The following is a 19,138-nucleotide window of genomic DNA, read 5'->3' as shown; positions in this document are numbered from 1 at the left end:
GGGAGGGGCGCGATTCGCCTCAACTCTGGACCGAGATGACCGAGCCGCCGTCCACCCTCACGTTGCTGCCGTTGACGAACGAGGCGTGCTGCGACGCCAGCATGGCGATGACGAAGGCCACTTCGTCGGCTTCGCCCCGGCGCTTGGCGACGATCCCGGGGCGCTCCTCCTCCAGAAAGCTCTCGATCGCTTCCTCGAAGGTGCAGTCGATCTGCCAGGCGTGTTCGTAGTCGTCGTCGCTGAGTTCCAGCGGGTCGCCCTTGGCACCGGTGACGCCTGCGGCGTGGACGACGATATCGATCGCGCCGAAGCGTTCGACGCCCTGGCGGACCAGCGCGTCGATCTCGGCCTGGTCGGTGACGTCGGCGACGACGCAGAGCGGATCACCGTCGATCTCGTCGGCTGCACGGGAGAGCAGCTCGGCGTCCATGTCGCTGAGAACCAGACTGACGCCCTCGGCGGCGAGACATTTGGCCGTGGCCAGGCCGATGCCGCCCTGAGCGCCCGTGATCAGTGCCGTTTTACCGCGAATCGCCAGATCCATGATCAAGCCTCCTTGCTTAATGCGGGATGGATGCGAAGGGTTACCGGGTTGGCGCCTCCAGCATGGTCGAGGTAACAGGTTCTCGCCAATCCGGCCCAAGGCGGGGCCGCCTTGCGGGGGTGGGCTCGAGGCGCAAGAATGATGCCTCTGACGCCACATCGTGATTCGAAGCCGCGGGAAAAGCGGTGACATTCTGATTGCAGGGAACGCCATGAAATTCCGTTATCTCTCGACGGCGCTGTACCTCGGCGCTGCCATGCCCGGCGTCGTGCTGGCGCAGCCCACGTCGGCACCGTCTTCGCCCCGCGCGCAGGCACAGGCGCAGCCGGTGATCGAGGTCACCGCGCCGCGACTCTCCCGCGAGCTCTACGCGACGCCGGCCGCCGTTTCGGTGGTCGAACGCGACGAGATCCAGCAGGGCCAGCAGCGGGTTCGCCTGGACGAGTCGCTGGCCACGGTGCCCGGTCTCTTCCTGCAGAATCGCGACAACTTCGCCCAGGGTCAGCGGGTCTCCATCCGTGGCTTCGGCGCGCGGGCACCGTTCGGTGTGCGCGGGATCACCGTCGTCGTCGATGGTATTCCCTATACCCTGCCCGATGGCCAGGCCCAGCTCGACGCCATCGATCTCGACAGCGCCGAACGCATCGAGGTGATTCGCGGACCGGCCGCCGTCCAGTACGGTAACGCCGCCGGCGGTGTGATCAGCGTCACCACCGCCGATGGCAGCGACGACCCCGGCAGCCATATCCGTATCGAGGGCGGCAGCGACGGTTATCGCAAAGCCTCGGTCAGCAACGGCGGCGTCAACGGCCCGTGGTCGCATCACGTCAGCGTTTCCGCGCTCGCCGTCGATGGCTATCGCGATCACAGTTCGACCGAGAAGTACCTGCTCAACGCCAAGCTGCGCCGCGAGCTGGGTAGCGATCGCGCGCTGACGGCCATCGTCAACCTGCTCGACAACCCGCGCTCGGAAGATCCAGGCGGCTTGACCCGCGAGCAGGTCCATGAGGATCGCGACCGGGCAGGGGCGTTCACCGAGGAGTACGACACCGGCCAGTCGGTCGATCAGCAGGTGCTGGGTCTGCAGTACGAGGATCTGTCGGCCGGCCCCGGTGAGTTCTACCTCAAGGGGTTCTATCTCAAGCGGGATTTCGAACAGCAGTTGCCTTATCCCGGCGATAGCCTGATCGACTACAACCGCGATTATTATGGTGCCAGCGCCGAGTATCACCAGACGTTGAGCGTGGGCGACATGCCGCTGCGCTATGTGGCGGGACTCGACCTGGCGCGGCAGAAAGACGATCGCGGACGCAAGAACGTCGCTTTCAATGGCGACGTGACCGACAAGGTCGCCGACGAGACCCAGACGGCAACCTCGGTCGGCACCTTCCTGCAGGGCGATCTCGATCTGACCGAGCGCTGGACGCTGTCGCTGGGGGGGCGCTACGACCGGGTCGATCTCGATATCGATGACGACTATCTCAGTGATGGCGACAACAGCGGCGATCGCACTTTCCATCAATGGAGCGGCTCGGCCGGGTTGAGCTACCGCTACCGTCGCCACCATCAGGTCTACGTCAATACCGGTACCACCTACGAGACGCCGACCTTCTCCGAGTTCGCCAATCCCGCTGGCATCGGTGGTTTCAATCCGGATATCGAGCCGCAGAAGTCCTGGAATCGCGAGATCGGTCTGCGCGGCAATTTCGACAACGGCCTCGACTACGACGTGGCGCTGTTCTCGGTGCGTGTCCGCGACGAACTGGTGCCCTACGAGGGCGATGACGGACGTACCTTCTACGAGAATGCCGGCGACAGCGATCGTGACGGCATCGAACTCGCCCTGGGCTGGCAGTTCGATCCGAGCTGGCGAATCGACAGCGCGCTGACGCTGGCCAGCTACGAGTTCGATAGTTACGAAGACCAGACTGGAAATGATTTCGATGGCAATCGCATCCCCGGACTGCCGGAGCAGACCTGGGTCAATCGGCTGACCTGGCAGGGACTGGATCGGCGCTTCGCGGCGCTCGAGACGCAGTACGTCGGCGATATGGTGGCCGACAACGCCAACGACGTTCACGTCGGCGACTACTGGCTGGTCAACCTGCGCGGAGGTGATGGCTGGCGTCTGGGCGGCGATACCGTGCTCAAGCTCTACGGTGGCGTTCGCAACCTGTTCGATGTCGAGCATTACGCCAACGTGCGTATCAATGCCAGTAACGACCGCTATTTCGAGCCAGCGCCGGGACGAACGGTCTATGCTGGTATCGGAGTCGACTTCTGACGCATCGCAGCCCGATGCCTCAAGGTGGAAAACACCAGAGCGGCGACGGCGTATCGCCGCCATCATCGATGATTCAAGGAACCGTTATGCGTACTTTCATCCCGTTTGTCGGAGCCCTGGTCTTGCTCTCCCTCGTCAGCGGCTGCACGTTCAACCGCTACAACGATGGCCAGCGCGAGGTGAAGCCCGGGGTGCCCCAGGAAGGGCCAACCAGTAATCCGGCGGACGCTTCCCGCGGTCAGAATGGCACTGGCGAGTTGCCGTAGGCGCTTGGCATTCCCTGGGACCTGACGCAGCAAGCAGCCCGTGGGTGGCTTGCTGCATCGGCTCATCGAGACATCTTTTCAGGTCTGGTTGTCGTTCTTCAGACCTGATAGTCGCTCTCGGAGTAGAGCACGCGCAGGCGCAGGGTGTGGTCGACCTGCTTGAGCGCTTCCAGCGCCTGCTTGCCGTAGGCCTTGTCGACGTCGATGACGACGTAGCCGACCTTGTCGTTGGTCTGCAGGAACTGGCCGGCAATGTTGATGCCGTTTTCGGAGAGTACGCGGTTGATCTCGGAGAGCACTCCGGGCACGTTCTCGTGGATGTGCAGCAGGCGGTGCTTGTCCGGATGCGACGGCAGCGCCACTTCCGGGAAGTTGACCGAGGTGATGGTGGTGCCATTGTCGGAGTAGGTCACCAGCTTCTCGGCGACTTCGATGCCGATGTTCTGCTGCGCTTCCAGGGTCGAACCGCCGATATGCGGGGTCAGGATCACGTTCTCGAGACCGCGCAGCGGCGAGGTGAACTCCTCGTTGGCGCCCTTGGGCTCGACCGGGAAAACGTCGATCGCGGCACCCAGCAACTTGCCGCTCCTGAGTGATTCCGCCAGCGCATCGATATCCACTACAGAACCGCGGGAGGCGTTGATCAGGATGCCGCCCTGCTTCATCAGCGCGATCTGCTCGGCGCCGATCATCCAGCGCGTGGAAGGCAGGTCCGGCACGTGGAGACTGATCACGTCGGCCCGGGCCAGCAACTCCTCGAGGCTGCCCACCTGGCGAGCATTGCCCATCGCCAGCTTGGTCACCACATCGTAGTAGAGCACGTCCAAGCCGAGGGACTCGGCGAGCACCGAGAGCTGGGCGCCGATGCTGCCGTAGCCGACGATGCCCAGCGTCTTGCCGCGAGTCTCATGCGAGTTCTTGGCCGATTTCAGCCAGCCGCCCTGATGGGCGCGGGCGTTTTTCTCGGGAATGCCGCGCAGCAGCATGACGGTTTCCGCGAGTACCAGCTCCGCCACCGAGCGGGTGTTGGAGTAGGGCGCATTGAACACCGGGATGGCGCGCTTGAGCGCTGCATCGAGATCGACCTGATTGGTGCCGATGCAGAAACAGCCGACGGCGGTCAGCTTTTCCGCTGCGGCGAAGACCCGCTCGGTGAGCTGCGTCCGGGAGCGAATGCCGATGAAGTGCACGTCGCGGATCTTGTCGATCAGATCCTCTTCGGTCAGTGACGTGGAGAGCGTCTCGATACTGGTGTAACCCGCGTTCAGCAGCGTGTCCACGGCGGACTGATGAATGCCCTCGAGCAGGAGGATCTTGATCTTGCTCTTGTCCAGAGACGTCTTGGCCATTGGTGGATCAACCCTTCTTCATCGGCTTGTGGCGACGGTGGCATGACGAGCGTCGTCGCGTTCATGGGGAAGATCTGGCGAACCGGGGCGGGAAGCCTCCGCCTCGGCGGCGCCAGCGGGCGCACAGCTTAACACAGGCTCCGCAGGGCAGGATGAAAATGACGCGGCTTCAACGTGAAGCGGATGCATCCACCGCGTGCATCGCCCAGCCCTGAACGGGCGGCCACGAGGCCGCCCGTTCAGGATTTGCCGTCGGGGGCAGACGTCCCCCCCGGGCGGCGGTGTATACTGGGAAGCCGTTTCCGAACTGGCGTGGCGTTATCCGGACGTTCGCGCCTCGAAGAGAGCTCCCGGCATCATTTGGATGGCCGCGAGCGATGACACGAGAGCCCCATGCCCGACAAGATGGCTGACAAGGACGTTTCCCAGGACGCCCCCAAGGACTTCGCCGCGACGCTGGATCGGCTCGAGACGCTCGTGGCTCAACTCGAATCCGGCGAACTGACGCTGGAGGCCTCGCTGAGCGCCTTCGAGCGCGGCATCCGGCTGACACGGGATGCCCAGCACCGCCTCGACAGCGCCGAACTCAAGGTCCAGGCACTGCTCGAACAGGGCGACGGTAGCCTGCAGTCCGTGCCGTTCGAGACTCGGGAGCCGGACGATGAGCGCTGATCACCCCGGCGTCGCGGCGGGAATCGACGCGGCGCGATCACGCAGCGAGCACGTCTTGACCGGCTGGCTCAATCGCCAGAACGGTAGCTGTGCCGCCCTCGACGACGCACTCCGTTACAGCGTGCTGGGAACGGGCAAGCGGCTGCGTCCGGTGCTGGTCTATCTCGCCGGCCGTGCGCTCGGGGCCGGGGACGACGCGCTGGATGCGCCGGCGGCGGCGATCGAGATGATCCATGCCTACTCACTGGTCCATGACGATCTGCCGGCGATGGACGACGACGACCTTCGCCGCGGCCGACCGACGGTTCATCGTGCCTTCGACGAGCCGCTGGCCATTCTGGCCGGCGATGCGCTGCAGACGCTGGCGTTCGAGGCGCTCGCCTCCAGGCCGCATCCGCGTCTGGCGGCCTTGGTCACCACGCTCGCCCAGGCCGCCGGCCGGGATGGCATGGCGGCGGGGCAGGCGATCGATCTCGGTGCCGTCGGCGCGCCGATGGATCTTGCGGCACTGCAAATGATGCACCAGCACAAGACCGGGGCGTTGATCCGTGCCGCCGTGCGCCTGGGGGCGCTGGTTGCGGTCGAGGAGTCCGATCCCAGAATCGCGGCGCTGGACCGCTACGCCGCGGCGATGGGGCTGGCATTTCAGATTCACGACGACGTTCTCGACGTCACCGGCGACACCCGGACGCTGGGCAAGACCTCCGGCGCCGACGCGCGCCGCGACAAACCCACCTATCCTGCTCTTCTCGGTGTCGCGCAGGCCCGTGACCGCGCTCTCGACCTGCTCGAAGAGGCGCTCGAGGCCCTGCAGCCGCTGGGCGAGGCAGGCCTGTCACTGGCGGCTCTGGCCCGTTTCATGATCGATCGCGATCACTGACCCGGTAACGACTTTTATGAAGCTGTTCGATGAAATCCCTACTCAGCGCCCATTCACCCCGCTGCTCGACACGCTCGAGTCGCCGGCGAGTCTGCGCACGCTGTCTCTGTCTCAACAGCGACAGGTCGCCGACGAGCTGCGCGCCTACCTGCTATACAGCGTAGGCTGTAGTGGCGGTCATTTCGGCGCTGGCCTCGGCGTTGTCGAGCTGACCGTGGCGCTGCACCGTGCGTTGGAGACGCCTCATGACCGGCTGGTGTGGGACGTTGGCCACCAGGCCTACCCGCACAAGATCTTGACCGGGCGGCGCGAGGCGTTGTCCAGCATCCGCCAGTATGGTGGGCTGGCAGCGTTTCCACGGCGCGAAGAGTCTCCGTTCGACACCTTCGGGGTCGGCCACTCGAGCACGTCGATCTCGGCGGCGTTGGGCATGGCGCTGAGCGCCCGGACCAAGAGCGAGACACGTCGTGTCTGCGCGATTATTGGCGACGGCGCGTTGACGGCGGGCATGGCGTTCGAGGCGCTGGCCCACGCCGGCCACGTCAACGCCAACCTGCTCGTCGTGCTCAACGACAACGAGATGTCGATCTCGGAAAACGTCGGTGGCATGGCCAGTTATCTAACGCGAATACTGACCAGCAAGCCGTACACCGTCATGCGTGAGAACGGCAAGCGGATGCTCTCGCACCTGCCCGGGGCGCTCGAGTTCGCGCGGCGCACCGAAGAACACGTCAAAGGCATGATCAGTCCGGCGACGCTGTTCGAGGAGATGGGCTTCAACTATCTCGGGCCGATCGACGGCCACGATCTGGCGGCGCTGAATCAGGCACTGGAAGCCGTGCGCGACCTCGATGGTCCGCAGTTTCTCCACGTTCGCACCCGTAAGGGGCGCGGTTTCCGGCCGGCGGAAGCCGATCCCATTGGCTTCCACGCGATCACCAAGCTGGAGAAGACGCCGCCGAAGCCACCGGCGGTGGATGCGACCACGCCACCGGCGAGCGAGGTTGGGGCGTCCGAATCGATGGCGGACCCGAAGCCGCGCACGGATGAATTAGTGCGCCCGAAGCCGCGCAAGTATTGCAACGTCTTCGGCGACTGGCTGTGCGACATGGCGGCCGAGGATCAAAGGTTGATCGGGATTACGCCGGCGATGCGCGAAGGCTCGGACCTGATCCGCTTCTCGCAGACCTATCCCGAGCGCTACTACGACGTGGCGATCGCCGAGCAGCATGCAGTGACGCTGGCGGCCGGCATGGCCTGCGAGGCGATGAAGCCGGTCGTCGCGATCTACTCGACCTTCCTGCAGCGCGGCTACGATCAGCTGATTCACGACGTCGCCGTCCAGCATCTCGATGTGACCTTTGCCATCGATCGGGCCGGTCTCGTCGGCGAGGATGGCCCGACGCATCACGGTGCGCTGGACCTCTCCTATCTGCGCTGCGTGCCGGGCATGATCATTCTGGCGCCGGCGGACGAGGCCGAGTGCCGGGCGATGTTGTCGACCGCCTACCATCACGAGGGCCCTGCCGCGGTGCGCTATCCGCGCGGAACCGGGCCCGGCAGCGAAATCCCGACGGACCTGAAAGCTCGCGTGCCGATCGGCAAGTCCGAGCTGCGGCGGGAATCGGCCGCGCCGGAGAAGCGTGTTGCGCTGTTGGTTTTCGGTAGTCTCAATACGCCGGCTGCCGAGGTCGCCGAGCAGCTCGATGCGACGCACCTCAACATGCGCTCGGTGAAGCCGCTGGACCGGGAGGCGATCGTGGCGGTCGCACGGAATCACGATCTGCTGGTGACGCTGGAGGAAAACGTGGTGGCCGGCGGCGCGGGTAGCGGCGTCAACGAACTACTGGCAGCGGAAGGCGTCGAGGCCCAGGTGCTCAACCTGGGGATTCCCGATGCCTTCGTCGAACATGGCAAGCCCGCCGAGCTACTGCGCGATTGCGGCCTGGACGCCCCGGGGATCGAGGCCGCCATCCGTCAACGCTTGAACACCAACAACGACTGATAGGACTTTCATGTCAATTGCCATTCTGATCGGCGCCGCCATCGGCTATCTCTTCGGCAAATTGCCGGGCCTTCTGATCGGTGCCGCCATCGGCTGGTGGATCAGCCGGAAACTGCGCAACTCGCTGGTGGGGCGCGTGGTCAATATCCAGCACCAGTTCCTGGAGTCGACCTTCGCGGTGATGGGCTGCGTGTGCAAGGTCGACGGCCATATCACTCAAGACGAGATCCGCACGGCGGAGATGCTGTTCGATCGCCTCAATCTGAGCGGGGAGATGCGCGAGCGGGCCAAGTCAGCATTCAATCGCGGCAAGTCGCCGGAGTTCGACCTCGACGCCGAGGTGGAAACGGTCCGACGCGTTACCGGCGGCCAGCGCGCGCTGCTGCAGGTGTTCCTGCAGGTGCAACTGGCGGCGATCGCCGCCGACGGCCAGATGCATCCCGCCGAGCATGACATGTTGCTTCGCGTGGCTAGAGGTCTTGGCTTCTCCGAAGCCGAGATCCAGCAGATCGAAGCGATGTTGCGCGGCGGCGCCCATCAGGGAGCCGGCGGAGCGAGCAGCGGTCAGTCGCTGGAAGACGCCTATCGCGTGCTGGGCGTCTCCGAGGACGCCTCCGACGCCGAGCTCAAGCGCGCCTATCGCAAGCTGATGAGCGAGAATCATCCCGACAAGCTGGCCGGCAAAGGGCTGCCCGAGAGCATGCGCGAGATGGCCAAGGAGCGCACCAGCGAGATCAGCAACGCCTACGATCTGATCAAGAAGACACGGGAGCAGCGCGCAGGCTGACGCTGTCTCGAGACGATATCGGTCGCTATTGTCTCGTGGCAGTTAACACGCTTAGATGGAGATTCGAACGCCGAGACTGCCACGACAAGGACGTGACTGGATGCCAGCGAAGGCCGATCTCTACCGCACCGCCGCCCGAATGCTGGGTACGATCGACAAGAGTGGATGGATACTGCGTTACCGCTACGGCGACCGACGACTGCTCGAGGACGTGGTGTTGCCTGCGCTCAACCGCGATCCGGCGGTGGAGTCGCTGCTGCTCGTCGGGTGTGCCTGGTATACCCGCCACTATCCTGGGCTGCTGCCGCGCAAGCGTGTCATGACGATGGAGATCGATCCTGCCAAGGCGGCTTTCGGCGGTGACCCGCATATCGTGGCCAACATGACCAACATCACCGAGCATGTCGCGGCAAACAGCCTCGATGCGGTTATCTGCAACGGTGTGCTGGGGTGGGGGCTGGACGAGCCCGACGCGGTGGAAGCCGCTTTTGCCGGCGCGACGACCTGCCTCAAGCCCGGCGGCCTGTTCCTGCTGGGGTGGAACGATATATCGCCGCGAAACAACTGCCCGCCCGACACCATCGCCGCGCTGGATGGAATGGAAATTGCCGATATTCCCGGCCTCGACACCCACTCGTTGATCGCCCTCGAGCGCAACCAGCACTGCTATCAGGCTTATCGCAAGCCCGACGAAGGCTGATCAGCCTGCCTTCACGCCCGTCCAGAATACCGACCAGACGCCTTCGAACCGGCGTTCCAGTTCCGGCCTTTCGTACATGAAGGTTTCCGACAGCAGCCCGTCGATGATGCAGTAGAAGGCGGCGATGAAGTGATCGTCGGCCAGCGTCTCGCGCAGGGCGCCGGCTCGGTGCCCGGCCTGGACGAAGGCGAGCAGGCGCCGATCGATTCGTGACTCGCCCTGTTCGGTAATCGCCTCGGCCTCGGCGACGAGATCGTGGGGAGGAAACAGCAGAAAGCGCTTGTAGAAAACACCCTGATGCTCGCGATAGGCGAACGTGGCGCACTGCTGCAGCAGGTGTCGCAGCCGCTGCTCGAACGGGGCGTCCGCCATCTCGGCCAGGCTGGCGTCGATCAGCGCGATCATGTCGTCGTCGGCATCGCGGGACAGCTCCAGGAACAGCGCTGCCTTGCTGTCGAAGTGATTGTAGATCGAGGGCTTCTTGATGCCCGCTGCGGAGGCGATCTGCGCCAGCGTCGTGGCTTCGTAGCCGTGGCGGGCGAATAGCGAGAGGCCGATCTGCTTGAGGCGGTCGCGGGTGTTCAAGAGGTCGTCTTCCAGTGTGATTGAGGGCGTAGCTTGCCAAGTTTGGTAGGGCGAAATAAACTAACGACCGTTAGTTAGTCATTCTTTGCCGAGTGGTGCAAGTCATGATGCGACCGCAATGGATCATCCTGCCGCTGGCCGGCCTGGCCGAGGTCGGCTGGGCAGCCGGCCTGAAGCATGCCGAAAGCGTGCCTGACTGGGTGCTTACCGTCATGCTGGCGGTCACCAGCCTGTGGCTCGCTTCGCGGGCGGTGCGCTACATGCCCACCAGCACCGTCTATACGGTCTTCGTCGGCCTGGGCGCGGCGGGCACGGCCGTCGCCGACTGGCTGTTGTTCGGGGTGGCGTTTCACTGGCCGGTATTGGCCTTCATCGCGCTGTTGCTGGCTGGCGTGATCGGATTGCAACGGGTGAGCGACTGATGGAACCGACCACACTGCACTGGATCGCGCTGCTGGTCTCGGGCGCTTTCGAAATCGTCGGCGTCGCCGGCTTCGACCGCCTCAATCGCGGCCAGCGCCTGCACGGCCTGCTGCTGCTCGTCGTCGGTTTCGGCAGCTCGCTGGGCCTGCTGTCGATCGCGATGCGCTCCATCGACATGGGCGTGGCCTACGCCATCTTCACCGGGATCGGCACCCTCGGCAGCACGCTGATGGGCATGCTGCTGTGGGGCGAATCGCGGCGTCCGCTGCGACTCGCCTTCGTGGGGATGATCGTCTCGGCGGTGGTGGGTCTGAAACTGGTGAGTTGAAGAACTCTTGACCGAAGCCCCGCGTCGCAAGCGGAAGGTCGCGGTTGGCGGCATCGGCGCATGCCGCCTAGGCTGACAGGTCGCTGCTCACGCGTTCACGGGGTTCGTTCATGCCGCCTGTCCTATACACCATCGTCGTCGGCGTCATCAGCTATCTGGTCCTTATCGCCATCATTCGGCTCTCCGGCAAGCGTACGTTGTCGAAATGGAATGCCTTCGATTTCGTGGTGACCATCGCGCTGGGGTCGACGCTGTCGACGGCACTGGTGTCCACGCAGGTGTCGCTGGCGCAAAGCCTCACCGCCTTCCTGCTGATCGTCGTGCTGCAGTTCGCGATCACGTTCACCTCGGTGCGCTTCCGCGCGATCAAGAACCTGGTCAAGTCGCAACCGACGCTGCTGCTTTTCCAGGGGCGTTTTCAGCAGGCGACCATGAGCCGGGAGCGTGTCGTCGAAGCCGAGGTGCGCGCGGCCATCCGCGAGAGCGGTATCGCCGACGTCGAGGGCGTCCATGCCGTGGTGCTGGAGACCGACGGCACTTTCAGCGTGATCCCGGACGCCGGCCGCAGCGACTCGGCGCTACAGGGGGTGGCGGGTCTGCCGTCTTCCCGGGGCTGGCCGCAACCCGGGTATCCGCCGCGGCGCTCGGCTCAGCGAATCTCCTGGGTCGATGGCGGTGAGGCCTCCGCTTCCAGGAAGCCGCCCGACTGACGCCGCCACAGCCGCGCGTAGAGACCGTTCTGGCGAATCAATTCGGCATGGCTGCCCTGTTCGACGATACGCCCGCGCTCCATGACGACGAGCCGGTCCATCGCCGCAATGGTGGAGAGGCGATGCGCGATGGCGATCACCGTCTTGCCCTGCATCAACTGGTCGAGGTTCTCCTGGATCGCCGCCTCGACATCGGAGTCCAGCGCCGAGGTGGCTTCGTCGAGGATCAGGATCGGCGCATCCTTGAGCATCACCCGGGCGATGGCGAGACGCTGTCGCTGGCCGCCGGAGAGCTTGACCCCGCGCTCGCCGACATGGGCCTCGAAGCCCTCGCGACCATGGACGTCGCGCAGCGACTCGATGAAGTCCGAGACATGGGCCTGCTTCGCCGCCTGCCATGCCATCTCGTCGGTGGCGTCGGGGCGGCCGTAGAGCAGGTTGTCGCGCACCGAACGGTGCAGCAGCGAGGTGTCCTGGGTAACCATGCCGATCTTGGCGCGCAGGCTCTCCTGGGTCACGTCAGCGATGTTCTGGCCGTCGATGCGGATCGCTCCGCCTTCCAGCTCGTAGAAGCGCAACAGCAGGTTGACCAGGGTCGACTTGCCGGCGCCGCTCGGACCGATCAGGCCGATCTTCTCGCCGGGCCGGATGGTCAGCGACAGGTCGTCGATCACGCCGCCGCCCTTGCCGTAGTGGAAGCGGATATGGTCGAACGCGATCTCGCCGCGATCGATGGCGAGCGGCCTGGCATCAGGCGCGTCCTCGATCTGGCGCGGCAGCGACAGTGTCGCCATGCCGTCCTGTACCGTGCCGATGTTCTCGAACAGGCCTGAAACTTCCCACATGATCCACTGCGACATGCCCCACAGGCGCATCACCAGTCCCAGCGCCACGGCGACGGCGCCCACGCTGATCGCTTCCCCCAGCCACAGCGCGATGGATAGCCAGCCGACGCTGAACAGCAGTAGCGCGTTGAGCAGGTAGAGCATCCCGTAGAGCCCTGTCACCAGTCGCATCTGGCGATAGACGGTGACCAGGAAGCCGTGCATCCCTTCCTTGGCGAACGAGGCCTCCCGCTGGGCGTGGGAGAACAGCTTGACGGTCTGGATGTTGCTGTAGCTGTCGACGATGCGCCCCGTCATGCGCGAACGGGCGTCGGCCTGTGATTTCGACACCCGGCCCATGATCGGCACGAACACTCGCAGCAGCACCAGGTAGCCGGCCAGCCACACCACCAGCGGCATTGCCAGACGCCAGTCGGCATTGCCCACCAGCAGCAGCGTGCCCAGGAAATAGACGCTGACGTAGTTGAGCACGTCGAACAGCTTGATCACGCATTCGCGCACGGCCAGCGAGGTCTGCATCACCTTGGTGGCGATGCGTCCGGCGAACTCGTCCTGATAGAAATGCATCGACTGGCGCAGCAGGTAGCGATGCGCCTGCCAGCGGATGCGCATGGGGAAGTTGCCCATCATCGTCTGCTGCTGGAACAGCGAGTGCAGCCACACCAGGCCGGGCAGCAGGATCAGTACGACGAAGGCCATGCCGGCCAGTTTCCAGCCCTGGTTGGCGAGGAACGTTTCGCGATCCTGGGCGGCGAGCCAGTCGACGATGTTGCCGAGAAAGCCGAACATCCACACTTCGATGCCGGCGATCAGTGCCATCAGCGCCGTCGCCGTCAGCAGGTACGGCCAGGCACCGCGGGTGTAGTGGAGGCAGAAGGCGACCAGAGTCTCGGGTGGGCGCTGGGGCTCCTGCGGCGGAAAGGGATCGAGGCGGTTTTCGAACCAGCGAAACATGGCAATCCTGGGGTCTTGTTGCATGATCGGGGCGACGACACGCGGGCGCTGGCGATCAGTCGCTCGGGTGCGGCGGTAAAGCCGTGATTGTACGCCGGTTCGGTTATCCCGGAGTCATCGATTGGCGCCAGCCGCGGACGGGACGGCCGCCGGACGCGGGAGGACCTCGGCGGCTGTCGGCGCTCGTCGGCGGTCGAGTGCTGCTCGGGCTTGGATCAAAGGTGTCGGATGGCATGGCGTCGATCTCTTGCGGGGATATGGGAATTTCTGCACTCTAATTCCTAAAGCAAACTTGAGGTCAAGCGTGGAGCATGACGACGAAGATGCCGCGGAGTGGATCGCTCTCCGCCACCAAACAGGCTTTGAGCGTCGGCGATGTCGCCCGGCGCAGCGGCGTGGCGGTATCGACGCTGCACTTCTACGAAACCAAGGGGCTGATCCAAAGCTGGCGCAATGCCGGTAATCAGCGGCGTTACACCCGGGACGTATTGCGCCGTGTGGCCGTGATCAAGATCGCCCAGCGCACCGGGGTACCGCTGACGGAGATCCGCGAAGCACTGGCGGCGCTGCCCGACTCGCGCACGCCGACGGCGGCGGACTGGCGGCGGTTGTCGCAACGCTGGCGGGTGGCGCTGGATACGCGCATCGCCCATCTCACCCAACTGCGTGACCAGCTCGACGGCTGCATCGGCTGCGGCTGCCTGTCGCTGTCGCAGTGTCCGTTGCGCAACCCGGGCGACGTGCTGGGCGGCGACGGCGAGGGGGCGCAGCGGTTGGAGCGATAACGCCGGCAACCGGGCTCAGGTCTCGAACGGCAGCACCGCGGTGTAGACGGCCAGGAAGTGACAGACGCTGCCGCCGATCACGAACAGGTGCCAGATTGCGTGATGGAACGGAATCGCTCGGATGGCGTAGAAGATCACGCCCAAGGTGTAGGTGATGCCGCCAGCCACCAGCAGGGCGAGGCCGGTGGGGGATAGCTGTGCGGTGAGGCTGTCGGAGGCGATCAGGATCAGCCAGCCCATGATCAGGTAGATGAACACGCGCAGTATGCCGAACCGATGGGGCCAGATCAGACGCAGCGCGATACCGCCGAGCGCCAGGCTCCAGATGACGGCGAACAGCGCCCAGCCCATCGGCCCGCGCAGGTTGACCAGCAGGAATGGCGTGTAGGTGCCGGCGATCAGCAGGTAGATGGCGCAGTGATCGAAGGCCTGGAAGACGCGCTTCAGGCGCTGGCCGCGAAAGCCGTGATAGAGGGTCGAGGCGGTGTAGAGCAGCAGCAGGCAACTGCCGTAGAGCGAGACGCTGACGATCTTCCAGGGGTCGACGTGGGCGGCGATGCTGGCGAGCACGATCAACACGATCATGCCGACGAGACTCAGTGCCGCGCCGATGCCGTGGCTGATGCTGTGCAGCCACTCCTCGAGGCGGGTGAACTCGCCGGATTCAGGGTGACTGGAGGGTTCTGGCGGCAGGTCTGACATGATTTTCGAAACCTCACTGCAATCGAGGCGGCCGCCGCCACGGCGGCAGAATTCGGAAAGCTGTCTTCTGTGACTGAATCGAGACATCGGGGTTCAGTCTGTGCGGCCATGATGACGCCGATGTGACGCCGATAGAAGTCCGGCAGCGAGGGGTCGGTCGCTCAGGCGTCGCGTTCGATATCCACGTCGCTGGCGGGCGTGAAATCGTCGAGATCCATCATGTGATCGAGCTTGCCGACCTTGGTGGTCAGGTAGTGCTCGTTGAACGGATTGCGACCGGTGGTGATCGGCAGGCGTTCGTGGATCTCGACGCCATCCTGGCTCAGCGCCTCGACCTTGCGCGGGTTGTTGGTCATCAGCCGCAGCGACCGGATGCCAAGGTGTTCCAGCATCGGCACGCAGATATCGTAGCGGCGCTGGTCGGCACCGAAACCCAGGCGCTCGTTGGCTTCGACGGTGTCGGCACCATCGTCCTGCAGCGCATAGGCACGGATCTTGTTGAGCAGGCCGATACCGCGGCCTTCCTGGCGCAGATAGAGCAGGGCGCCACGCCCCTCGTCGGCGATCCGCTTGAGCGCTTCCTGGAGCTGATAGCCGCAGTCGCAGCGCATCGAGAACAGGGCGTCGCCGGTCAGGCATTCGGAGTGCACCCGCGCAAGGACCGGTGTCGGCGTGGTGACGTCGCCAAGGGTGAGCACGACGTGCTCCTTGCCGGTGGCCTCTTCCTGGAAGCCGTGCAGCATGAACGTCGCCCAGGGGGTGGGTAGTTGCGATGCGGCGATGAAGCGGATCGTCACGATGACCTCGCGATTGGGAGGGGCTCCGGCGTCGAATGCCGGCCGGGAGCGCCGGGCAATTAAAAAGGGCGGCATTATAACAGGCCTGGCGGCCGATCCGTTACAATGCCGGCAAATCTCGAACGCAAAAGGCCGTCATGACTCTGTCCCGTGATCTCCCGTCGCAGGCGCTTTCCGACGATGTCCAGCCGCCTGCGCTGCATAACGACCGCCTGCTGCGGGCGCTGGCCCGCCAACCGGTGGACCGCACGCCGGTCTGGATGATGCGACAGGCGGGCCGCTACCTGCCGGAGTATCGCCAGACCCGGGCCCACGCCGGCAGTTTCATGGATCTGTGTCGCAACACCGAGCTGGCCTGCGAAGTGACGCTCCAGCCTCTCGAACGTTATCCGCTGGACGCGGCGATTCTGTTCTCGGATATCCTGACCATCCCGGACGCCATGGGGCTCGGGCTCTATTTCGAGACCGGCGAAGGGCCCAAGTTCCGCAAGACGGTGCGCTCCGCTGCCGACGTGGCTGCCCTGAGCGCGCCGTCGGCCGAGCGCGATCTCGACTACGTGATGAACGCCGTCGCCACGATCCGTCGCGAGCTCAACGGCCGCGTACCGCTGATCGGCTTCTCCGGCAGTCCCTGGACGCTGGCGACCTACATGGTCGAAGGCGGCTCCAGCAAGGATTTCCGCCATCTCAAGGCGATGCTCTACGGCGATCCCGACACGCTCCATGCTTTGCTGGGCGTACTGGCCACGGCAGTGACCGACTATCTCAATGCCCAGATCCGCGCCGGTGCCCAGGTGGTGCAGATCTTCGATACCTGGGGGGGCGCCCTGTCGACGCCCGCGTATCGCGAATTCTCCCTGGCCTACATGCAGCGCATCGTCGATGGCCTGATCCGGGAGCACGACGGCCGCCGCGTGCCGGTGATCCTGTTCACCAAGAACGGCGGGCAGTGGCTTGAGTCGATCGCCGACAGCGGCTGTGACGCGGTGGGCCTGGACTGGACCACCGAACTTAGCGACGCCCGCCGGCGCGTCGGCAACCGTGTGGCGTTGCAGGGCAATCTCGACCCCAACGTGCTGTTCGCGCCGCCGTTGCGGATCCGCGAGGAGGTCGCCCGCATCCTCGAGAGCTTCGGTCCGGGCGAAGGCCACGTCTTCAACCTGGGACACGGCATCAGCCAGTTCACCGATCCGGATCACGTCACCGCGTTCATGGACGCCCTGCATGAGCTCAGCCCCGCCTACCATCGTTGAGTCCGTCGGCGGCGAGGCCGGGGACGGCCTGTTGCTGTTCGATGCCGACTGCCCGTTCTGCCGGCGCTCGGTACGCTGGCTGCTGGCCCACGAGCGTCCGGATAGCCGGCTGCGCATCGCTGGACTGAAGGGGATGGTCTCGCGTCGGCTCGGCGAGCATTTCCGGATCGACTTCGATCGATCCGACAGCATCTGGTATTTCGTCGACGGTGAGCCCAGTCGCAACAGCGACGCGGCCTGGCGTCTGGCTACCCGGTTGCGGGGTGGTTGGCGGCAGCTCGAGTGGCTGCGCTGGATCCCACGTCCCCTGCGCGATGGGGGCTACCGTTTCATTGGCGATCACCGGCATCGGCTCTCCCCGTTGGGTGCTCCGCGCCTCGAGGATCACCCTCGCTGGGTGGATCGTCTGCCCGCTGGACTCTGTCATCGCTGTGGATTGCCTGCCGAACTGGCGGACGAGCCGTGAGCGAAATCCGACGCCGCCGCGGGTGGGGCAAGAGCATGCCGCCGCGTCTCCGGCGCTCCGCCGCGGCGCTGCTGACGCTGGTCTGGGCCGCCGGGATCGCCTGGGGGAGCTTGAGTCCCGCGGCGGATTTGCCGCAGCACCTGCCCTGGGACAAGTTCAATCACTTCATCGCCTACGCCGGCCTGGCGACCGGGCTGCGTGTCGCGGGATGCCGCTGGCTCCTGGCCTGGCTGGTGGCGGTCGCGTTCAGCGTCGTCGTCGAATACCTGCAGTTGTGGGTGCCGGGACGTCAAGGCGGCGACTGGGGCGATATCCTCGCCAACTCGCTCGGGGCCAGCGTCGCCCTGTTGGCACTGTCCATGATCGGGATGTGGCGCCGACGCGATCGCGGAATTCAACGATAGTCGAAGATAGCCTCGCGATGCCTTGACGGCCATCCGCTTCGGAAGCTCCCGGGAGCGAGCACCATCATGGTGCGGCTGTGTTATTTAAGCACTGTTTTGAAACAATTTGTTGTCGTTTCGTCGGCTCCCGATGCCGGGCGGACTCGATGCACTCGTGGGCGGCTGTGCTAGGATAGCGTTGAAACAGGGTTTTACGGCCCTTGGCGCGAAAGTGGAACGAACTTTGCTAATTTCATCTGGCATGTTCCGGCATGCACTCAAATGATAACGCGAGGGAGTTGATTCCATATGCGCCACAACAACAAAAGCCTGATCGTACTGCCAGCCGCCCTGCTTGCCGCGGCTGCCGTGACCCCTGCTCAGGCTGCCACTTTGGATGATGTCAAAAGCAGCGGCGAATTCACCTGTGGCGTCAGCACGGGTCTGACCGGCTTCTCCTCACCCGATGAAAATGGCAAGTGGACCGGCATCGATGTCGAGGTCTGCCGCGCCGTTGCCGCTGCCGTTCTCGGCGATCCGGAAAAGGTGGTGTTCTCTCCGCTCACCGCCAAGGAGCGCTTCACCGCCCTGCAGTCCGGCGAAGTCGACGTGCTGTCCCGCAACACCACCTGGACCGCCACGCGCGACAACTCCCTGGGGCTGAACTTCACTGGCGTCAATTTCTATGACGGTCAGGGCTTCCTGGTCCGCAAGGACCTGGGCGTCAAGAGTGCCACCGAGCTCGATGGAGCGTCCGTCTGCGTCCAGTCTGGCACGACCACCGAGTTGAACCTGGCCGACTACTTCAAGTCCCATGACATGCAGTTCCAGCAGGTCGCGTTCGACACTTCCGATCAGTCCGCTCAGGGTTTCGACAGTGGCCGCTGCGACGTGCTGACCTCCGACTCCTCGCAGCTGGCGGCGTTGCGTCTGCAGCTCGCTGACCCGGAAGGCGTGGTGATCCTGCCCGAGCGTATCTCCAAGGAGCCGCTGGGTCCGGTCGTGCGCCAGGGCGACGATCAGTGGTTCAACATCGTCAAGTGGAGCCTATTCGCCATGCTGGATGCCGAAGAGCTCGGCGTGACCAGCGAAAACGTCGACGAGATGCGCGACAACCCGCCGAACCCGGACGTGGCACGTCTGCTGGGCAAGGACGGCAACTTTGGTGAGCAGATGGGCATCAGCAACGACTGGGCCTACAACATCGTCAAGATGGTGGGTAACTACGGCGAAGTCTTCGAGCGTACCGTCGGCATGGATTCCCCGATGGAGCTCGAGCGCGGCATCAACGCGCTTTGGACCGAGGGCGGTATCCAGTACGCCCCGCCGGTTCGCTGAGCGTCAAACCGTCCTCTCGACACCGCGCCCCTTTGGTCTGAGCACCGGGGCGCGGTGCCTCTCAACGCTCGAGTAGAGACAA

Annotated in this window: 21 protein-coding genes; 15 read left to right on the top strand and 6 right to left on the bottom strand. The window is 64.7% G+C overall.

Annotated features, from left to right (window positions below; translation table 11 throughout):
- Positions 1-19: 19 nt before the first annotated feature.
- Positions 20-544, bottom strand: a complete 525-nt coding sequence (locus F0A16_RS14620) for an SDR family NAD(P)-dependent oxidoreductase (protein WP_149436133.1) — start codon at positions 542-544, stop codon at positions 20-22.
- Between the two features lie 211 nt (positions 545-755).
- Between F0A16_RS14620 and F0A16_RS14615 the strand changes: the two genes are divergently transcribed.
- Both F0A16_RS14615 and F0A16_RS14610 read left to right on the top strand, forming a co-directional pair.
- A complete protein-coding gene (locus F0A16_RS14615) occupies positions 756-2,828 on the top strand; it encodes a TonB-dependent receptor family protein (RefSeq protein ID WP_149436132.1) in 2,073 nt (690 codons plus the stop codon).
- 86 nt (positions 2,829-2,914) lie between these two features.
- Complete coding sequence (locus F0A16_RS14610; RefSeq protein WP_149436131.1) at positions 2,915-3,094, top strand: hypothetical protein; 180 nt, start codon at positions 2,915-2,917, stop codon at positions 3,092-3,094.
- A 98-nt stretch (positions 3,095-3,192) separates the two neighbouring features.
- Here F0A16_RS14610 and serA read toward each other — a convergent pair whose 3' ends face one another.
- On the bottom strand, positions 3,193-4,443 hold the full coding sequence (gene serA / locus F0A16_RS14605; RefSeq protein ID WP_149436130.1) for a phosphoglycerate dehydrogenase: 1,251 nt from the start codon (positions 4,441-4,443) through the stop codon (positions 3,193-3,195).
- A gap of 393 nt (positions 4,444-4,836) precedes the next feature.
- Between serA and F0A16_RS14600 the strand changes: the two genes are divergently transcribed.
- From F0A16_RS14600 to F0A16_RS14580, 5 genes are all read left to right on the top strand, one after another.
- Positions 4,837-5,115: an exodeoxyribonuclease VII small subunit gene (locus tag F0A16_RS14600; protein WP_239023845.1), complete on the top strand. Its 279-nt coding sequence runs from the start codon at positions 4,837-4,839 to the stop codon at positions 5,113-5,115.
- Complete coding sequence (locus F0A16_RS14595; RefSeq protein ID WP_149436129.1) at positions 5,105-5,995, top strand: farnesyl diphosphate synthase; 891 nt, start codon at positions 5,105-5,107, stop codon at positions 5,993-5,995. Before F0A16_RS14600 ends, F0A16_RS14595 begins: the two co-directional genes overlap by 11 nt.
- Before the next feature lie 16 nt (positions 5,996-6,011).
- The gene (locus F0A16_RS14590) at positions 6,012-8,000 is read left to right on the top strand and encodes a 1-deoxy-D-xylulose-5-phosphate synthase (RefSeq protein WP_149436128.1); all 1,989 of its coding nucleotides are present in this window, start codon (positions 6,012-6,014) and stop codon (positions 7,998-8,000) included.
- Positions 8,001-8,010: 10 nt separating this feature from the next.
- Positions 8,011-8,787, top strand: a complete 777-nt coding sequence (gene djlA, locus F0A16_RS14585; protein ID WP_149436127.1) for a co-chaperone DjlA — start codon at positions 8,011-8,013, stop codon at positions 8,785-8,787.
- A 100-nt stretch (positions 8,788-8,887) separates the two neighbouring features.
- Complete coding sequence (locus tag F0A16_RS14580) at positions 8,888-9,487, top strand: methyltransferase domain-containing protein (protein ID WP_149436126.1); 600 nt, start codon at positions 8,888-8,890, stop codon at positions 9,485-9,487.
- Here F0A16_RS14580 and F0A16_RS14575 read toward each other — a convergent pair whose 3' ends face one another.
- On the bottom strand, positions 9,488-10,072 hold the full coding sequence (locus F0A16_RS14575; RefSeq protein ID WP_187776026.1) for a TetR/AcrR family transcriptional regulator: 585 nt from the start codon (positions 10,070-10,072) through the stop codon (positions 9,488-9,490).
- Positions 10,073-10,176: 104 nt separating this feature from the next.
- On the opposite strand from F0A16_RS14575, the gene F0A16_RS14570 reads away from it, so the two are divergent.
- From F0A16_RS14570 to F0A16_RS14560, 3 genes are all read left to right on the top strand, one after another.
- A complete protein-coding gene (locus F0A16_RS14570) occupies positions 10,177-10,494 on the top strand; it encodes a DMT family transporter (protein WP_223119799.1) in 318 nt (105 codons plus the stop codon).
- The gene (locus tag F0A16_RS14565; RefSeq protein ID WP_198655632.1) at positions 10,494-10,823 is read left to right on the top strand and encodes a DMT family transporter; all 330 of its coding nucleotides are present in this window, start codon (positions 10,494-10,496) and stop codon (positions 10,821-10,823) included. The genes F0A16_RS14570 and F0A16_RS14565 overlap by 1 nt, the downstream gene beginning before the upstream one ends.
- Before the next feature lie 110 nt (positions 10,824-10,933).
- Positions 10,934-11,533 carry a DUF421 domain-containing protein gene (locus tag F0A16_RS14560; protein WP_149436124.1) on the top strand — a complete coding sequence of 200 codons (600 nt, stop codon included), beginning with the start codon at positions 10,934-10,936 and terminating at the stop codon, positions 11,531-11,533.
- Here the strand turns inward: F0A16_RS14560 and F0A16_RS14555 are convergent.
- Positions 11,473-13,332 (bottom strand): ABC transporter ATP-binding protein, encoded by a 1,860-nt coding sequence (locus F0A16_RS14555; protein WP_149436123.1) that lies wholly within the window; start codon positions 13,330-13,332, stop codon positions 11,473-11,475. The two genes, F0A16_RS14560 and F0A16_RS14555, sit on opposite strands and share 61 nt — an antisense overlap.
- 311 nt (positions 13,333-13,643) lie before the next feature.
- On the opposite strand from F0A16_RS14555, the gene soxR reads away from it, so the two are divergent.
- Positions 13,644-14,117, top strand: a complete 474-nt coding sequence (gene soxR / locus F0A16_RS14550; protein WP_239023844.1) for a redox-sensitive transcriptional activator SoxR — start codon at positions 13,644-13,646, stop codon at positions 14,115-14,117.
- A gap of 15 nt (positions 14,118-14,132) precedes the next feature.
- Here the strand turns inward: soxR and trhA are convergent, their stop codons facing one another.
- On the bottom strand, positions 14,133-14,819 hold the full coding sequence (trhA, locus tag F0A16_RS14545; RefSeq protein WP_149436122.1) for a PAQR family membrane homeostasis protein TrhA: 687 nt from the start codon (positions 14,817-14,819) through the stop codon (positions 14,133-14,135).
- A 161-nt stretch (positions 14,820-14,980) separates the two neighbouring features.
- Positions 14,981-15,616: a GTP cyclohydrolase II gene (gene ribA / locus F0A16_RS14540; RefSeq protein WP_149436218.1), complete on the bottom strand. Its 636-nt coding sequence runs from the start codon at positions 15,614-15,616 to the stop codon at positions 14,981-14,983.
- Between the two features lie 137 nt (positions 15,617-15,753).
- On the opposite strand from ribA, the gene hemE reads away from it, so the two are divergent.
- The 4 genes from hemE to F0A16_RS14520 all read left to right on the top strand — a co-directional run bounded on the left by hemE (position 15,754) and on the right by F0A16_RS14520 (position 19,056).
- Positions 15,754-16,869 (top strand): uroporphyrinogen decarboxylase, encoded by a 1,116-nt coding sequence (gene hemE, locus F0A16_RS14535; RefSeq protein ID WP_149436121.1) that lies wholly within the window; start codon positions 15,754-15,756, stop codon positions 16,867-16,869.
- Positions 16,841-17,335: a thiol-disulfide oxidoreductase DCC family protein gene (locus F0A16_RS14530; RefSeq protein ID WP_149436120.1), complete on the top strand. Its 495-nt coding sequence runs from the start codon at positions 16,841-16,843 to the stop codon at positions 17,333-17,335. The genes hemE and F0A16_RS14530 overlap by 29 nt, the downstream gene beginning before the upstream one ends.
- Positions 17,332-17,739 carry a VanZ family protein gene (locus F0A16_RS14525; protein WP_239023843.1) on the top strand — a complete coding sequence of 136 codons (408 nt, stop codon included), beginning with the start codon at positions 17,332-17,334 and terminating at the stop codon, positions 17,737-17,739. Before F0A16_RS14530 ends, F0A16_RS14525 begins: the two co-directional genes overlap by 4 nt.
- A 288-nt stretch (positions 17,740-18,027) precedes the next feature.
- Positions 18,028-19,056 (top strand): amino acid ABC transporter substrate-binding protein, encoded by a 1,029-nt coding sequence (locus F0A16_RS14520; protein ID WP_149436119.1) that lies wholly within the window; start codon positions 18,028-18,030, stop codon positions 19,054-19,056.
- Positions 19,057-19,138 lie beyond the last annotated feature (82 nt).

It is taken from the genome of Salinicola corii (assembly GCF_008298015.1).
GTDB classification, from domain to species: domain Bacteria; phylum Pseudomonadota; class Gammaproteobacteria; order Pseudomonadales; family Halomonadaceae; genus Salinicola; species Salinicola corii.
The sequence above is the reverse complement of the archived record's forward strand: the minus strand, read 5'-3'. Positions and strand labels throughout refer to the sequence as shown.

Coding starts and splice junctions, on each gene's coding strand:
- F0A16_RS14620 (WP_149436133.1), bottom strand. CDS start 544: ATGGATCTGGCGATTCGCGGTAAAACGGCACTGATCACGGGCGCTCAG.
- F0A16_RS14615 (WP_149436132.1), top strand. CDS start 756: ATGAAATTCCGTTATCTCTCGACGGCGCTGTACCTCGGCGCTGCCATG.
- F0A16_RS14610 (WP_149436131.1), top strand. CDS start 2,915: ATGCGTACTTTCATCCCGTTTGTCGGAGCCCTGGTCTTGCTCTCCCTC.
- serA (WP_149436130.1), bottom strand. CDS start 4,443: ATGGCCAAGACGTCTCTGGACAAGAGCAAGATCAAGATCCTCCTGCTC.
- F0A16_RS14600 (WP_239023845.1), top strand. CDS start 4,837: ATGCCCGACAAGATGGCTGACAAGGACGTTTCCCAGGACGCCCCCAAG.
- F0A16_RS14595 (WP_149436129.1), top strand. CDS start 5,105: ATGAGCGCTGATCACCCCGGCGTCGCGGCGGGAATCGACGCGGCGCGA.
- F0A16_RS14590 (WP_149436128.1), top strand. CDS start 6,012: ATGAAGCTGTTCGATGAAATCCCTACTCAGCGCCCATTCACCCCGCTG.
- djlA (WP_149436127.1), top strand. CDS start 8,011: ATGTCAATTGCCATTCTGATCGGCGCCGCCATCGGCTATCTCTTCGGC.
- F0A16_RS14580 (WP_149436126.1), top strand. CDS start 8,888: ATGCCAGCGAAGGCCGATCTCTACCGCACCGCCGCCCGAATGCTGGGT.
- F0A16_RS14570 (WP_223119799.1), top strand. CDS start 10,177: ATGATGCGACCGCAATGGATCATCCTGCCGCTGGCCGGCCTGGCCGAG.
- F0A16_RS14565 (WP_198655632.1), top strand. CDS start 10,494: ATGGAACCGACCACACTGCACTGGATCGCGCTGCTGGTCTCGGGCGCT.
- F0A16_RS14560 (WP_149436124.1), top strand. CDS start 10,934: ATGCCGCCTGTCCTATACACCATCGTCGTCGGCGTCATCAGCTATCTG.
- F0A16_RS14555 (WP_149436123.1), bottom strand. CDS start 13,332: ATGTTTCGCTGGTTCGAAAACCGCCTCGATCCCTTTCCGCCGCAGGAG.
- soxR (WP_239023844.1), top strand. CDS start 13,644: ATGACGACGAAGATGCCGCGGAGTGGATCGCTCTCCGCCACCAAACAG.
- trhA (WP_149436122.1), bottom strand. CDS start 14,819: ATGTCAGACCTGCCGCCAGAACCCTCCAGTCACCCTGAATCCGGCGAG.
- hemE (WP_149436121.1), top strand. CDS start 15,754: ATGACTCTGTCCCGTGATCTCCCGTCGCAGGCGCTTTCCGACGATGTC.
- F0A16_RS14530 (WP_149436120.1), top strand. CDS start 16,841: ATGAGCTCAGCCCCGCCTACCATCGTTGAGTCCGTCGGCGGCGAGGCC.
- F0A16_RS14520 (WP_149436119.1), top strand. CDS start 18,028: ATGCGCCACAACAACAAAAGCCTGATCGTACTGCCAGCCGCCCTGCTT.